Source organism: Nonomuraea sp. LPB2021202275-12-8, assembly GCF_037044575.1.
In the GTDB taxonomy this organism is placed as follows: domain Bacteria; phylum Actinomycetota; class Actinomycetes; order Streptosporangiales; family Streptosporangiaceae; genus Nonomuraea.
In genome coordinates, this window is record NZ_JBAHWD010000007.1 from 258,751 (window position 1) to 272,864 (window position 14,114).

Annotated in this window: 12 protein-coding genes; 7 read left to right on the forward strand and 5 right to left on the reverse strand. The window is 71.2% G+C overall.

The window, feature by feature from the left end; all coding sequences use genetic code 11:
* Window positions 1-10: 10 nt before the first annotated feature.
* A complete protein-coding gene (locus V5E28_RS16505) occupies window positions 11-1,003 on the forward strand; it encodes a stage II sporulation protein M (RefSeq protein ID WP_336207775.1) in 993 nt (330 codons plus the stop codon).
* On the opposite strand, the gene V5E28_RS16510 is transcribed toward V5E28_RS16505, so the two are convergent.
* The 5 genes from V5E28_RS16510 to V5E28_RS16530 are packed head-to-tail and all read right to left on the reverse strand — an operon-like array spanning window position 1,000 to window position 6,511.
* Window positions 1,000-2,373: a DUF58 domain-containing protein gene (locus V5E28_RS16510; protein WP_336207776.1), complete on the reverse strand. Its 1,374-nt coding sequence runs from the start codon at window positions 2,371-2,373 to the stop codon at window positions 1,000-1,002. The two genes, V5E28_RS16505 and V5E28_RS16510, sit on opposite strands and share 4 nt — an antisense overlap.
* Window positions 2,373-3,329, reverse strand: coding sequence for an AAA family ATPase (locus tag V5E28_RS16515; protein ID WP_336207917.1), 957 nt, complete (start codon window positions 3,327-3,329; stop codon window positions 2,373-2,375). The genes V5E28_RS16510 and V5E28_RS16515 overlap by 1 nt, the downstream gene beginning before the upstream one ends.
* 13 nt (window positions 3,330-3,342) lie before the next feature.
* The gene (locus V5E28_RS16520) at window positions 3,343-4,575 is read right to left on the reverse strand and encodes a DUF4350 domain-containing protein (protein ID WP_336207778.1); all 1,233 of its coding nucleotides are present in this window, start codon (window positions 4,573-4,575) and stop codon (window positions 3,343-3,345) included.
* Window positions 4,572-5,189: a DUF4129 domain-containing protein gene (locus tag V5E28_RS16525; protein WP_336207779.1), complete on the reverse strand. Its 618-nt coding sequence runs from the start codon at window positions 5,187-5,189 to the stop codon at window positions 4,572-4,574. The genes V5E28_RS16520 and V5E28_RS16525 overlap by 4 nt, the downstream gene beginning before the upstream one ends.
* Window positions 5,186-6,511, reverse strand: a complete 1,326-nt coding sequence (locus V5E28_RS16530) for a glycerophosphoryl diester phosphodiesterase membrane domain-containing protein (RefSeq protein ID WP_336207781.1) — start codon at window positions 6,509-6,511, stop codon at window positions 5,186-5,188. The genes V5E28_RS16525 and V5E28_RS16530 overlap by 4 nt, the downstream gene beginning before the upstream one ends.
* Window positions 6,512-6,780: 269 nt before the next feature.
* Between V5E28_RS16530 and mtrA the strand changes: the two genes are divergently transcribed.
* The 6 genes from mtrA to V5E28_RS16560 all read left to right on the forward strand — a co-directional run bounded on the left by mtrA (window position 6,781) and on the right by V5E28_RS16560 (window position 13,855).
* Window positions 6,781-7,458: an MtrAB system response regulator MtrA gene (mtrA, locus tag V5E28_RS16535; RefSeq protein ID WP_336207782.1), complete on the forward strand. Its 678-nt coding sequence runs from the start codon at window positions 6,781-6,783 to the stop codon at window positions 7,456-7,458.
* 18 nt (window positions 7,459-7,476) lie between these two features.
* A complete protein-coding gene (mtrB, locus tag V5E28_RS16540) occupies window positions 7,477-9,213 on the forward strand; it encodes an MtrAB system histidine kinase MtrB (RefSeq protein WP_336207783.1) in 1,737 nt (578 codons plus the stop codon).
* Window positions 9,200-10,963, forward strand: coding sequence for an LpqB family beta-propeller domain-containing protein (locus V5E28_RS16545; RefSeq protein WP_336207785.1), 1,764 nt, complete (start codon window positions 9,200-9,202; stop codon window positions 10,961-10,963). Before mtrB ends, V5E28_RS16545 begins: the two co-directional genes overlap by 14 nt.
* Window positions 10,964-11,022: 59 nt before the next feature.
* Entirely contained in the window at window positions 11,023-11,697 is a 675-nt protein-coding gene (locus V5E28_RS16550; RefSeq protein WP_336207786.1) for a ComF family protein, read from the forward strand.
* A gap of 630 nt (window positions 11,698-12,327) precedes the next feature.
* A complete protein-coding gene (gene hpf, locus V5E28_RS16555) occupies window positions 12,328-12,984 on the forward strand; it encodes a ribosome hibernation-promoting factor, HPF/YfiA family (RefSeq protein WP_336207787.1) in 657 nt (218 codons plus the stop codon).
* A 223-nt stretch (window positions 12,985-13,207) separates the two neighbouring features.
* Window positions 13,208-13,855: a response regulator gene (locus V5E28_RS16560; protein WP_225276997.1), complete on the forward strand. Its 648-nt coding sequence runs from the start codon at window positions 13,208-13,210 to the stop codon at window positions 13,853-13,855.
* The last annotated feature ends 259 nt before the right edge of the window (window positions 13,856-14,114 follow it).

A 14,114-nucleotide genomic window follows, 5' to 3' on the forward strand; every position in this document is an offset into this window, starting at 1 on the left:
CAATGGTCGGGTGGACATCGACGCGTTCGTCACCGCGCACCGCCCTGTGTGGGACAGGCTGGAATATCTGGTCAAGCACCGCTCCTCCCTGACCGGGGCGGAGGTCGACGAGCTGGTCGACCTCTACCAGAGAGTGTCCACCCACCTGTCCATCGTCCGCTCCTCCTCGACCGACGCCATGCTGGCGGGCCGCCTGTCCGCCCTGGTCGCCAGGGCCCGCTCGGCCGTGACGGGGGCGCACACCCCGGCCTGGCGCGAGCTGGTGAGGTTCTTCACCGTCACCTTCCCGGTGGTCGCCTACCGGACCAGATGGTGGTGGCTGGCCACATCGTTGATCTTCATCGCGGTCTCCTGGGTGTTCGGCGCGTGGGTGGCCGCCAACCCGGACGTGCAGGCCGCGATCGCCACCCCCGAGGAGATCACCCGGCTCGTCGAGGAGGACTTCGCCGACTACTACTCCGAGCACCCGGCCTCCTCCTTCGCCACCCAGGTCTGGATCAACAACGCCTGGGTCTCGCTCCAGGTCATCGTCTACGCCATCTTCCTCGGCCTGCCGATCCCGTGGGTGCTCTGGCAGAACGCCGCCAACGTCGGCGTCTCCGGCGGGCTTATGGCCTCCAGGGACAAGCTCGACATCTTCTTCGGGCTGATCACCCCGCACGGCCTGCTGGAGCTGACCGCCGTCTTCCTCGCCGCCGCCGCAGGCATGCGCCTGGGCTGGACCGTCATCGACCCGGGCCACCGCAGGCGGGCCGAGGCGCTGGCCGAGCAGGGGCGGGCGGTGATGGCCGTGGCGCTCGGGCTGGTCGTGGTGCTGTTCGTCTCGGGACTGATCGAGGCGTTCGTCACCCCGTCCGGCCTGCCCACCGGCGTCCGCATCGGCATCGGGGTGCTCGCCGAGGCCGTCTTCCTCGCGTACGTGATCCTCTTCGGCCGCCGGGCGGTGCGCCGGAACGAGACAGGCGACCTCGAACGCGCGCCGGACGTGGCCCCGAGCGCCTAGAGACGCCCTGCGGCCTTGAGCGCGAGGTAGTGGTCGGCCAGGGCGGGGGCGATGTCCTCCGGGAGCGCGTCCACCACCTCGACGCCGTGGCGGCGCAGCCTGGCCGTGATGCGGCGGCGTTCCAGCCGGGAATGCTCGGCCGCCGCCGCGTCGTACACCTGCTCCGCCGTGCCCCGGTGCGCGGCCATGTCCGCCACCAGCGGGTCGGAGACGCTCGCGACCAGCACCAGGTGGCGCGAGGAGAGCTGCGGCAGCACCGGCATCAGGCCCTCGTCCAGCGCGGCCGAGTTGAGGTCGGTGAGCAGCACGACCAGGCAGCGGCGCTTGGCCCGCGACAGGATCGCGGCCACCATGCCCTGCGAGTCGGCCTCGATGAGCTCGGCCTCGATCGGCGCCATCACGTTGACCAGTGAGGACAGCAGCTCCGTCCGCGAGGCGCCGGACACCCAGGCGCGCACCGCCCGGTCGTAGGCGAGGAAGTCCACCTGGTCGCCCGCCCTGGCGGCGAGCGCGGCGAGCAGCAGGGCCGCGTCCATCGACCAGTCCAGCCTCGGCCAGCCGGGCGCGGGCCGCGGGTCCGGCCTGAACAGCCCGCCCGAGCCGTTCGCGGCGGCCCCGGCCAGCGGGATCGGCGCGTCGCCGACCCGGCCGGCGGAGGTGCGGCCGGTGTCGAGCACGATCAGCACCCGCCGGTCGCGCTCGGGCCGCCAGGTGCGCACGACGACGTCGTGCCGGCGCGCGGTGGCTCGCCAGTCGATCGAGCGCACGTCGTCGCCGACCACGTACTCGCGCAGCGAGTCGAACTCGGTGCCCTGCCCGCGCACCAGTGCCGGGTGCCGGCCGTCGAGCTCGCGGAGCCTGGCCAGGCGGGAAGGCAGGTGCTTGCGCGACAGGAACGGCGGCAGCACCCGCACGGCCCAGGGCGCGCGGTGGCCTCCCTGCCGGGCGGCCAGGCCCAGCGGGCCTCGCGAGCGGACCGTCACCGAGACGGACTCGCGGTCGCCGCGCCGGGTCGGGTTCAGCGTCACCACCAGCTTGCGCCGCTCGCCCGGCGGCACGTCCAGCTCGAGTGACCGGGGAGAGGCGCCGGCGGAGGGCGGCCAGGCGTCTCTCAGCACGCCGCGCACCCGCCTGCGGCCGGGGTTCTCCACCACCAGCTCGACCGTGGCCCGCTGGCCGAGCCGGACCAGCCGCTCGCCCGAACGGTGGAAGCGCAGCGGCCGCACCGCCCCCGCGAACACCAGGTCCACGATGACCGCGGCGGCCAGCAGCAGGCAGACCCCCGCCACGGCGGGCCCCGGCGCGGGCGCGATCAGCACCACGACGATCCCGAGCGCCGCGACCAGCCCGGCGCGTCCCGTCAGAGCCATCAGCGCGGGACCGGGACCGAGGCCAGGATGCCGTCGAGCAGGCCGTCAGCCGTCGCGCCCTCCAGCTCCGCCTCGGGCCGGAGCTGGACGCGGTGCCGCAGCGCCGGCCTGGCCAGCGCCTTCACGTCGTCAGGTGTCACGTAGGCCCGCCCTGACAGCCACGCCCACGCGCGGGAGGCGGCCAGCAGCGCGGTCGCGCCTCGCGGCGACACGCCGAGCTGCAGCGACGGAGAGTTTCTGGTGGCCCGTGCCACGTCCACGATGTAGCCGAGCACCTCGGGAGCGATGTGCACCGTCGACACCGCCTCGCGCCCCGCCGCCAGGTCCGCGGCCGTCGCCACGGCCTTGACCTCCGACAGGTCGCGCGGGTCGAAGCCGGACGCGTGCCGCTCCAGCACCGAGATCTCCTGGTCGCGCGGCGGCAGCGGCACCGTCAGCTTCAGCAGGAACCGGTCGAGCTGCGCCTCGGGAAGCTGGTAGGTGCCCTCGTACTCGACCGGGTTCTGCGTCGCGCACACCGTGAACGGGTCGGGCAGCATGCGGGGATCGCCCTCCACGCTCACCTGCCGCTCCTCCATCGCCTCCAGCAGCGCGGCCTGCGTCTTCGGCGGCGTACGGTTGATCTCGTCGGCGAGCAGCAGGTTCGTGAAGATCGGCCCCTCACGGAACTCGAACTGAGCCGTCTTCGCGTCGTAGATCAGCGAACCCGTCACGTCACCCGGCATCAGGTCGGGCGTGAACTGCACCCGCTTGAAGTCCAGCGCCAGCGCCGCGGACAGCGTGCGCACCATGAGCGTCTTGGCCACACCCGGCACGCCTTCGAGCAGCACGTGCCCCCTGCACAGCAGCGCGATGACCAGCCCGGTCACCACCGCGTCCTGCCCGACCACGGCCTTGGACACCTCGGCGCGCAGGGCGCCGAGCGCCTCCCTGGCCGCATCCGCGGAGCTCGTCATCCGGGTGGTCTCCTCAAAGTTCACTGACCTTCCTTTCGATGAAGTCCAAGTATCCGGCCAGGGCGACCAGCCCGCCGTCGTCCGCGGGCGGCGGTCCGTAGAGCGCGCCGCCGACCTGCTGAGGATCCTGCCCGGTACGTACGGCCAGCGCCGCCACGACCTCGTGGCGGTCCGCGCCGGACGAGAGCCCGAGCCGCGGCGTCAGCCGGTCGATCGCGCCCGCCCTCAGCGAGTCGGCCGCCCTGGCCCTGGCCCGCCTGGCCCGGTAGAGCCGCCCCCGGCCCTCCACCGTCTCCGCGGCCCGCACCACGACCGGCAGCTTCTCCACCACTACCGGTCCGAGCCTCCTGCCGCGCCAGAACGCCACCAGCACCACGGTCAGGCAGGCCATGAGGACCGCCCACGGAATGCCGGCCGGCATCAGGTCGTACACCGACCTGCCCGCCTCGCCGGGCAACTGGCCCACGGGCGGGTCGTCCGGGGGCACCAGCCAGGTGACGGGCTTGCCGGTGGACAGCAGATTCAGGGCGAGCGCGGCGTTGCCGTCCTCGGTCAGCCGCTGATTGGTCATGAACTCGGCGCTGCCGATGACCGTGGTGGTGCCACCCGCGTTCGGATAGCTGACCAGCGTCCACCCGTCGCCCGCCGGGTAGCACCCGGTCGCGCCCGCGGGCGCGGTGAAGGACGCGCCGCCGATGAACGCGCTGCCCGCCGCCCTGGCCGCGGGCAGCGCGCACTCCGGCTCCCGCGAGCGCTGGCGCACGGCCTCCGGCACCCGTTCGACGCCGGGCGCGAGCTGGTCCAGGTCCAGGTAGCGGCTGCCGACGACGACCCGGTCGCCCTGGATCTCGGCCAGGTCGTGGTCGTCGAAGAAGAGCGTGCTGGTGATCAGCAGCACGCGGCCGGGGCCCTTGGCGGCGGCCGCCTCCACCGAGTCGACCCGGTCCACCGTGACGCCGTCGGCCCGGAGCAGCTCGGCGAGCGCCTTCGAACCGGACAGCGAGGTGTCGGCGGGGTCCAGGGGGCGCGGCTCGCCCTGTTCGGGGCCGAACAGCACGCTCCCGACGGCGATCAGCACGAAGAGCAGCCCCAGCAGCACGGCCCACCGCATGGCCCGCCACCTGGAGCGGATGGTGGGGGAGGTGGCGGAGGTGGCCGGCCCGTCGTCGCCCCCGGCCGGCGGCGGCGTCCGGCCGGGCTCCGAGCCCGGCGTCGCGAGCTGCGGGGATGGCGTGCCGAAGCTCATGGGGCGCCTCCCAGGAGCGCAGGTCTGGCGGAGCGGAGCCGCTCGTCGAGGCCCGTCATGGTCGCATAGGCGTCGCCGGTGCCCGCGATGCCGCCGTAGGTGACGTCGTCGAAGGACCGGGCCGCCGCCGCGAGCTCGCCCGCGAAGCCGGGCAGCGCCGCGCCGGCCTCGGCGGCCAGCTCATCGGCCGTGCGGCCGGGCATGCCGTCGACCAGCGCGCGCTCCTCCAGGTCCCTGGCGATGGCGCGCAGCCGCTCCTGGATCGCCTCCGACCACCGGCCCTCGCCCGCCAGCCGCTCCGCCGCCAGGCGGTGCTCGGCGGCGGACATCGCGCGCTCGCCGAACAGGGCGCCCGCGGCCGTCCCGTTGCGGCGGCTGGTCCGGCGCAGTTGCCAGCCGATCAGTGCCGCCACGCCGACGAGGATCAGCACGATGACCACCGCGGCGATGATCCCGCCGGTCGTGCCGCCGCCCGCCACCCCGTCCATCAGGTCGCCCAGGAACTGGTTGAAGTAGCGGTAGAGCCGGTCGAACAGCTGCTCGTCGGTGTATTGGGGATCGAGGAGCTCCCGCGCCGCCCGGGCCGCGGCCTCGTCCCTGCCGATCGGCGTCACGGCCTGGCGGAGTGGGACGGGTGCCAGAGCTCGTCGGCCGAGGCGTGCACCCAGCCCTGGCGCTGCTGCTCGATGGCGGCCGTCTGCAGGACGAGGTCGAAGGCCTCGGCGCGCATGCGTCGGTCGGCGTAGAGCAGTCCGGCGACCCCCGCCTCGAAGGGATAGGTGATCATCGCGCCGAGCGTGCCGCCGATCGCCACCAGGATCGCGCCCACGATGACGGTCCCGATGGAGCCGCCGCCGATCACCCCGACGACGGTGCCTCCGATCACGAACGGGAATTGGAGCACGGTCGCCACCATGCCCACCACCAGAATGGTGAGCAGCAGGATGCCGAGGACCCGCCAGAAGTCGCCGGTCACCAGGTTCCACGAGCGGCGCAGCGCGTCGATCGGCCCTCTGCCCTCCAGCACCACGGCGGCGGGCGCGAAGGCGAAGCGCGTCCTGAAGAACAGCACGTAGCCGAGGTAGAGGAGCAACAGCACCAGGAAGAGCAGCACCAGCAAGCCCGCGGCCTCGGGGGAGTCGGCCATGCCGGTCGAGATGATCACGGCGAGCACGGCGGCGAACACGGCCAGCGGCGCCAGCATGACCAGGGCCATCAGCCCCACCACGCCGAACAGCGCGGGCATCCGGCCCTTGGCCGCCTGCCATGCCTCGGCCGTGGTCATCTTGCCGCCGAAGACGGCGCGCCCGAGTATGCGGGTCAGCACGCCGGTCAGCAGCGTCACCACGACGAAGCTGATGGCGTAGGAGACGAAGGTGCCGCCGTACTGGGCGATGAAACCGCCGGACACGGCGCCGACGTCGCCGGTCTCGGCCAGCGTGGGGTCGCTCAGGACGCTGCCCACGCTGCCGAACAGGAAGGCCTGCCCGACGGCGAGCGGGATGGCGGCGAGCAGGGCGGCGATCGCCGACAGTCCCAGCACGGACTTGGGGTTGGACCGGACCAGCTTGATCGTGCCGTCGTAGATGTCGCCCAGCCGCAGCGGGCGCAGCGGGATGATGCCCGGCCGCAGTGCCGGTGGGTGCGGCTGGTAGCCGTATCCGGCGCCGTACGGCATCTGCCCGTAAGGCGGCGGCGCCTGACCGTGCGGTGGCGGGGGCTGACCAGGAAGCTGCTGCCCCGGGGGCTGGTTCGGGGGCTGGTTCGGGGGCTGGTTCGGGGGCTGGGGACCGGGCGCGTACGGCTGCCCGGGCGGGGCCTGCTGTGCGCTGCCGGGGGCGGTCCACGGAGATGCCGGAGGCGCGCCGTAAGGCGGGGGCTGCTCCGCGGCCCAGCCTGATGGCGTCTCGGACGTGGAGCCGTGACCGTCTGACATATCCCAATCCTGGCACGCTGGGCGGGTCAGTGGTGTCGTCCGGGTGATTCGCGGGCTCGTCACGGCCGCATTCCCTGGCGATTGGAGCCACGGATCTCGCTCAGGGATGGCCGAAAGTCACTCCGTTACCGCAGACTGAGAATGCGATCGTGGCTGCGAGCCTAAAATTCACCTTTCGCCGGTCTGATGTCCCACACATGGGCCGAGCGAGGGTAACCTTCAGCGATCGTGCTGGTATGTCCCAGAATGCGTAGAACGAATGAGGGGCCATGAAAGGTCGCGTGCTGGTCGTCGACGACGATGCCGCTCTCGCCGAGATGTTGGGCATCGTGTTGCGCGGCGAAGGCTTCGAACCATCCTTTGTCAGCGACGGTGACAAAGCGCTGGACGCTTTCCGGGACACTCGCCCGGATCTCGTTCTGCTCGACCTGATGCTCCCCGGAGCCGACGGCATCGACGTCGCCCGCCGGATCAGGGCGGAGTCCGGCGTTCCGATCGTCATGCTCACCGCCAAGAGCGACACGATCGACATCGTGCTGGGGCTGGAGTCCGGCGCCGACGACTACATCGTCAAGCCCTTCAAGCCGAAGGAGCTGGTGGCCAGGGTGCGCGCGCGGCTGCGCCGCACCGACGAGCCCACCCCCGAGATCCTGCAGATCGGCGACATCACCATCGACGTGGCCGGCCACTCGGTCAAGCGGGAAGAGGAGACGATCAACCTCACGCCGCTCGAGTTCGACCTGCTCGTCGCCCTGGCCCGCAAGCCGCGCCAGGTGTTCACCCGCGAGGTCCTGCTCGAACAGGTCTGGGGCTACCGCCACGCGGCCGACACGCGGCTGGTCAACGTGCACGTGCAGCGTCTCCGGGCCAAGATCGAGAAGGACCCCGAGCACCCCGAGATCGTCGTGACGGTACGCGGCGTGGGCTACAAAGCCGGACCCGCGTAGCCTGCCCGCCTCACCGCCATGCCCCCGACCAAGACCAGACGCCTCCGCCGCCGGACACTCCGCCAAATACTCGGCGGGGTGCGCCGGCGGGCCCGGCGCGTGGCGGGCGGGGCGCGGCGCGTCTGGCGGCGCTCGCTCCAGCTCCAGGTCGTCACCAGCACGCTGGTGATCTCGGTGATCGTGGTGGTGGTGCTGGGCGCCTTCCTGTCGGACCAGATCAACAACTCGGTCATCGAACGCCGCCAGCAGTCGGCCGCCAGCGACGCCTCAGCCGACCGGCTGCGGATCGCCGACGCGCTCAACCGGCAGCAGGACGCCCAGGCCAAACCCGCCGACGCCGGCAAGAACGTGCCCGCCGACCCGCTCGACGAGGTGATGGACGCGATCATCGGGGCGGGCGGCGACGGCTCCAAGACGCGCTACGAGGTGCTGATACTCAACACCGCCAAGCCCGGCCAGTCCCGCGCCTCGGGCAACGTCACGCCGCGGGACGTGCCCCCGGCCCTGCAGCAGATGCTCAGGCGCCAGGCGGAGAAGTTCGTCGACCGGCCCCAGCGCTCCACCCAGCCGATCCGCTTCGCCGGCGAGGGCCAGCCCACGCAGACGCTGGTCATCGGCGCCATGGTCAACCTGTCGGACGGCTACGAGGTCTACCACTTCTTCCCGATCAGCGACGAAGAGCAGATGCTCTCCAACGTCCGGCTCGCCATCGTCGTGGTCGGCTTCGGGCTCGTGCTCCTGCTCGCCGCCATCGCCTACCTGGTCACGCGCCAGGTCGTCAGCCCGGTGCGGCTGGCCAGGCAGGCCGCCGAGCGCCTGGCCTCCGGCAAGCTCGACGAGCGGCTCAAGGTGCGCGGCGAGGACGACCTGGCCCGCCTGGCCACCTCGTTCAACGAGATGGCCGCCAACCTGGCACTGAAGATCCACCAGCTGGAGGAGCTCTCCCAGGTCCAGCGGCAGTTCGTCTCCGACGTCTCGCACGAGCTGCGCACCCCGCTGACCACCGTCCGGATGGCCGCGGACCTGCTGTACGACGCCCGCGAGGACTTCGATCCGATGGCCTCCCGCTCGGCCGAGCTCATGCAGGCGCAGCTCGAACGCTTCGAGTCGATGCTCGCCGACCTGCTGGAGATCAGCCGCTACGACGCGGGCGCAGCCGACCTCGACGTCGACTCCGTGGACGTCCGTGACGTGGTGCTGCGCGCGATCGCCGACTCCGAGGCGCTGGCCGAGCGCCACAGCACCCGCTTCGAGCTCAGGCTGCCCAACGAGCCGTGCATGGCCGAGATCGACAACCGCAGGGTGGAGCGCATCCTGCGCAACCTGCTGTTCAACGCCATCGAGCACGGCGAGGGCAGGGACGTCGTGGTGACCGTGGGCGCGGACAGGGACGCCGTCGCCGTGGCCGTGCGCGACCACGGGATCGGTCTCAAGGCCGGGGAGGAGACCCTGGTGTTCGACCGGTTCTGGCGCGCCGACCCGTCGCGGGCCAGGACCATCGGCGGCACCGGGCTGGGCCTGGCGATCTCCCGCGAGGACGCCACGCTGCACGGCGGCTGGCTGCAGGCGTGGGGCCAGCCGGGGGAGGGCTCGCAGTTCCGGCTGACGCTCCCCAGGAGGGCCGGGGTCGACCTGAAGGGCTCGCCGCTGTCGCTGGTGCCACCCGAGATCGAGATGCGCCGCACCTGGCGGGGACAGATGACCCCCGTGCTGCTGCCCGCTGTGGGCGACGGAGGCGGCCATGACCTTGACTAGGCGCCTCGCCGCCATGATCGCCGTCGTCTCGGCCGCCGTCATCGCCGGATCGGGCTGCGCAGTGATCCCCGTGGGCGGGCCGTTCCCGGTGGACGAGGCGGGCAGCGGCGACTCGGTGACCGTGCCCTTCCAGCGCATGGTGGCCGTGCCGCCCCAGCCGCAGTGGGGCGCGCAGCAGGTCGTGGAGGGCCTGCAGGCCGCCATGGCCGCCTACGGCGACGACCCGAGCATCCTGCCGCTCTACCTGACGGAGGAGGCCCGGCGCGTCTGGAAGCCCGACGGCGCGGTGACCGTGATCGACGACTCCTTCCGGCTCGACGACATCGTCGAGAACAAGGAGAAGAAAGAGACCATCGTCACGATCCTCGGCAACAAGATGGCCCAGATCAACGAGGACGGCACCTACGTCCCGATCGGCCCCTCGGAGGATCCCAAGATCAGCAGGGCGATCACCCTGGTGAAGGACCGCAGTGGCGCCTACCGCGTCAACCTCCTGCCGCAGGGCCTGCTGCTGACCGACGCCGACGTGCGGCGCGCGTACCGCCCCACGAACCTGTACTACCTGAACGGCACCTCCGGCGGCGACGGCGAGCCGGACCGGCTCGTGGCGGACCGCGTACGGCTGCGCATCAAGCCGACGGAGAGCTACGCCCAGACCATCGTCGAACGCCTCATCCAGGGGCCGACCAGCGGCTTGCAGGGCGCCGTCGGCAACGAGTTCCCCGCCGGCGCGCGGGTCAGGTCGATCAGGTCCAGCGAGGACCGCGTGGTCGTCAACCTCACCGGCCCGTTCGCCACCGGCGACATCTTCGTCGGCGGCCTGACCGCCCAGCTCAGAGCCAGCCTGAGCGACAACAGGCTGGCCAGCGGCCGCGCCCTGGAAGTGCAGCTCGACGGCGAGCCCTTCTCCTCGTCGGGCCCGCTCATCGTCCCCGCCAGCCTGCCCGAGAGCTGGCTCGGCGGCGAGGACAACCAGGTCTTCTACGCCAGCAAGGGCGCGGTCCACATGCTCGGCAGCGACGGCGAGGGCCTTCCCCTCGCGGGTCCCGCCGGCCAGCCGGGCGAGCTCTACTCCGGCTTCGCCATCTCCAAGGATCGGGACCGCATCGCCGCCAGGGCCACCTCCGGCGGCATCTGGGTGACCAGGCACGCCGCCGACGCCCGCTGGCAGGAGTCCATCCCGGGCACGAAGCTGACGGATCCCTCCTGGCACCGCGACGGCAGCCTGTGGACCTTCGACCGGCAGAACGGCGGCGTGCTCCGGTCCCACCCGGCCGTGAGCAGGGCGGCCGAGCACGTCGCCGCCCCGGCCCTGCAGGGCCTGGACGTCACCTCGCTCAGGATGGCCAGGGACGGCGTACGGGTCGCGGTCCGGATCGGCACCAAGGAGGTCCAGGTCGGCGCGCTCGCAGGCGGTGGCGCGGGCACCATGCTGAGCAACTTCCACCCGCTCACCTCCGCCGAGGGCGACGACGAGATCCGCGACATCGCCTGGGGCGACGGCGGTCACCTGCTGGTGCTCGTACAGACCAAGGCCGGCCAGGTGGTGAAGGAGATCAACGTGAGCGACGGGGAGACCACCCAGCTCCCCTCGACCAGCAAGCCGCTCGTCAGCCTGGCCGCCGTGGGCGAGGTCATCCTCGCCACGACGGAGGACGGCAAGGAGATCCTGGAGTTCGGGCGCGACAAGCAGACCTGGACCCCCAAGCCCGCGACCGCGGTCGACGCCCCGCTCTTCGCCCTGGGATAGCGGCAGCCGGGAGGCCTGTACCCCGCCGAATGTCGGTCGGGACCGGCATGCTTGGCGGCGTGCTGAACGCCTGGCTGGATCTTCTCCTGCCGCAGCCGTGCGTGGGATGCGGCCGTGCCGGGGCGCGGTTGTGCGACGGCTGTCTGGCCGGCGTGACCGCCCCCGCGCGCCGGATGCCGGAGCCGTGTCCTGCCGGGCTGCCCGAATGCTGGTCGGCCGCACCGTACTCAGGAGTGGTGCGCAAGGCCGTCGTCGCCTACAAGGAGCGCGGGGAGGCGGCGATGGCGTCGGCCCTGGCGGATGTGCTGGCTTTCACCGCCGCCCGCGCCGTCGGGGCGCACGCCGATCGGCTGGCCGGGCCGTTCGCCGTGGTGCCGGTGCCCAGCGCGCGGCGGTCCGTCAGGACGCGGGGACACGATCCGGTGGGCCGGCTCGCCGCGCTGGCCGCGCGGCGGCTGACCGCCTCGGGGGTGGAGGCTCGGGTGTGGCCGGCGCTGGGGCAGGCGCGGCGGGTGGCCGACCAGGCGGGGCTGAGCTCGACGGAGCGGGCCGCCAACCTCGCCTCCTCCCTCCGGGTGCTGGACGCCCCCGGCGCGCCGCCAGGGGCGCCTGTGCTGCTCGTGGACGACATCGTCACCACGGGCTGCACACTCGCCGAGGCGGCCCGGGCGCTGCGGGCGGCGGGCAGATTAGTGCCCCTGGCCGTAACCGTCGCCGCGACACGCCGAAAATAGGGACAACGATTACGGTTACGGTCAGTAAAGAAAGATCCAATTCTAGGGTCTGACCCTGCGGTCACATGTCCGTAACCCGCTGGGCGTAGTGGTGCAGCTCAGCCGTCTGTTCTCGCGCCTGCATAAGGGATGCCTTCCGGTCAAACGGGGCATCCGTCACAGCCGAAACACCCAGAGAAAATCACAGAAAGTGATCCTTTGGGCGATCCTCCGGCTGACATTCGCCGCCGATCCGGATAGCGTCTGAACATGGCACCCGTTCGGGTCCGTGGTTGCGCAGAGCCGGGGCTCCCGGCTCTGCTAGCCGATGCCAGCCGCAGGCAAAACGGTCCACGTAAGGCGACTCTTTGTCGACCGATCACGGTGCGGCTTAGGGGTAAGTCCTGCCTCCCCGAGGGTCCAGATGTCCCTCGCCAGGAGAGAAGGGCAGTAGTGGCAACAGTGCCGCGAAATCCTCAGCAGGCGGATGTGGGGTCGAAGACCAGGTCGGCCGGACGGGTGCCGCCCGGGTTCCCGGTGACTACGCGTCGGAAGAGGGTAACGGTGACAGAGAGGCAGACAGAAGACCCCGCCCGGCATGCACGTCGTCGGGCGCTCTTTCTCAGTCGTTAGACGAAGGGGGGCTGTTGCATGGACATCATCGTCAAGGGCCGGCACACAGGAGTTAGTGATCGGTTCCGAGACCACGTGACGACCAAGCTGGCCAGGATCGAGCGTCTGGACAACAAACTCATCCGAGTCGATGTGGAGGTGTCGAAGGAGCGCAATCCGCGCCTCGCCGACCAGCGCGAGCGCGTCGAGCTCACCATTCACTCCCGAGGACCCGCCATCCGCGCCGAAGCCTCCGCCGACGACCGCTTCGTCGCCCTCGACATGGCACTCGACAAGCTGGAAGGACGCCTGCGGCGCCTCGCCGACCGGCGCAAAGTACACCACGGCAATCATGGCCAGCCGTCCATGGCCGAGATCACCGCGATGCCGGATCTGGCCGGGCCGCCTCCCCAGCAGGCCGCCGTCATCCCCGAGACCGAGCAGGAAGCCGACCTGCCGGCAGACGAGCCGTACGACGACGACATCGTCCCCATCGAGATGGACGGCGACGGGCCGCTCATCGTCAGGGAGAAATACCACCGAGCGGAACCCATGACCATCGACCAGGCCCTCCTCGAGATGGAGCTGGTCGGCCACGACTTCTACCTGTTCCGTGACAAGGAGAGCGGCCAGCCGTGTGTCGTGTACAACCGGCGCGGATATAACTACGGCGTGTTGCGGCTCGTAGAGCCCTGATCAATCCGCTAAAAGATCTTCTCGACCACCCGAGAACCACGGCACACGTGCCATCATTGCGGTTCGACGGCTCTGGCCCCCGACGAGGAGGAGACGTGAGCGAGCTCAGTCAGGCGAAAGTGAGCGAGCGAAGCGAGGACACAGCGGTCGCGAGGCGGATCAGGGAGGCTTCGTGACGGGATCCGCCGACGCGCCCCCGCCGAGCGGCGAGCCGATCCGCGTGATGATCGTTGACGATCACGAGCTGATCAGGCGGAGTCTGGCGCTGGCATTGGCCGCAGAGCCCGATATCGAGGTGGTCGGTGAGGCGAGCGACGGGCAGGAGGCGGTCGAACTGGCCGACCGCCTCATGCCCGACGTGGCGCTGATGGACGTACGCATGCCCAGGCAGGACGGCATAGAGGCGACCAAGGGCATCAAGGCCTCCGTCCCCAGCACCAGGATCATCATGCTGACGGTGAGCGACGAGGAGGAGGACCTCTTCGAGGCCATCAAGGCCGGGGCCACCGGCTATCTGCTCAAGGACGTCCAGATCAACGACGTCCCGGCGGCAGTGCGCGGTGTGCACGAAGGGCAGTCGTTAATCAACCCGGCCATGGCGGCCAAGCTGATCAGCGAGTTCGCCAACATGAGCCGCAAGGAGAGCGAACGCCCACCCCAGCTGCCGGTCCCGCGCCTGACGGAGCGCGAGATGGAGGTCCTGCGCCTGGTGGCCAAGGGAATGAACAACCGTGAGATCGCCAAGCAGCTGTTCATCTCCGAGAACACCGTGAAGAACCACGTCCGCAACATCCTGGACAAACTGCAACTGCATTCGCGGATGGAGGCTGTCGTCTACGCGGTCCGCGAACGCATGCTGGAGATCACCTGACCCCACCGCCCCTCCGCGCGGGGCACGGGGAGCCAGCCCTCCACGGGCCGCCGACAGGGACCTGTCGTGCGGCCTTCAGAGCCGGTGCGAGCGCCTCGTCTGACGATCCATGGCCGCGATGCCGAGGTCGCGGCAATACGGCTCCCGTAGGGGCCGTCGCAGGCCGTGTGGCGGCGTCTCAGGCTTTCTCGGACGTGCGGTGGCCTCCGGTCGGTGGCGGAGCTGGAACGCGAGGTCCGGCGGGGTCGTGAGCGGAGCG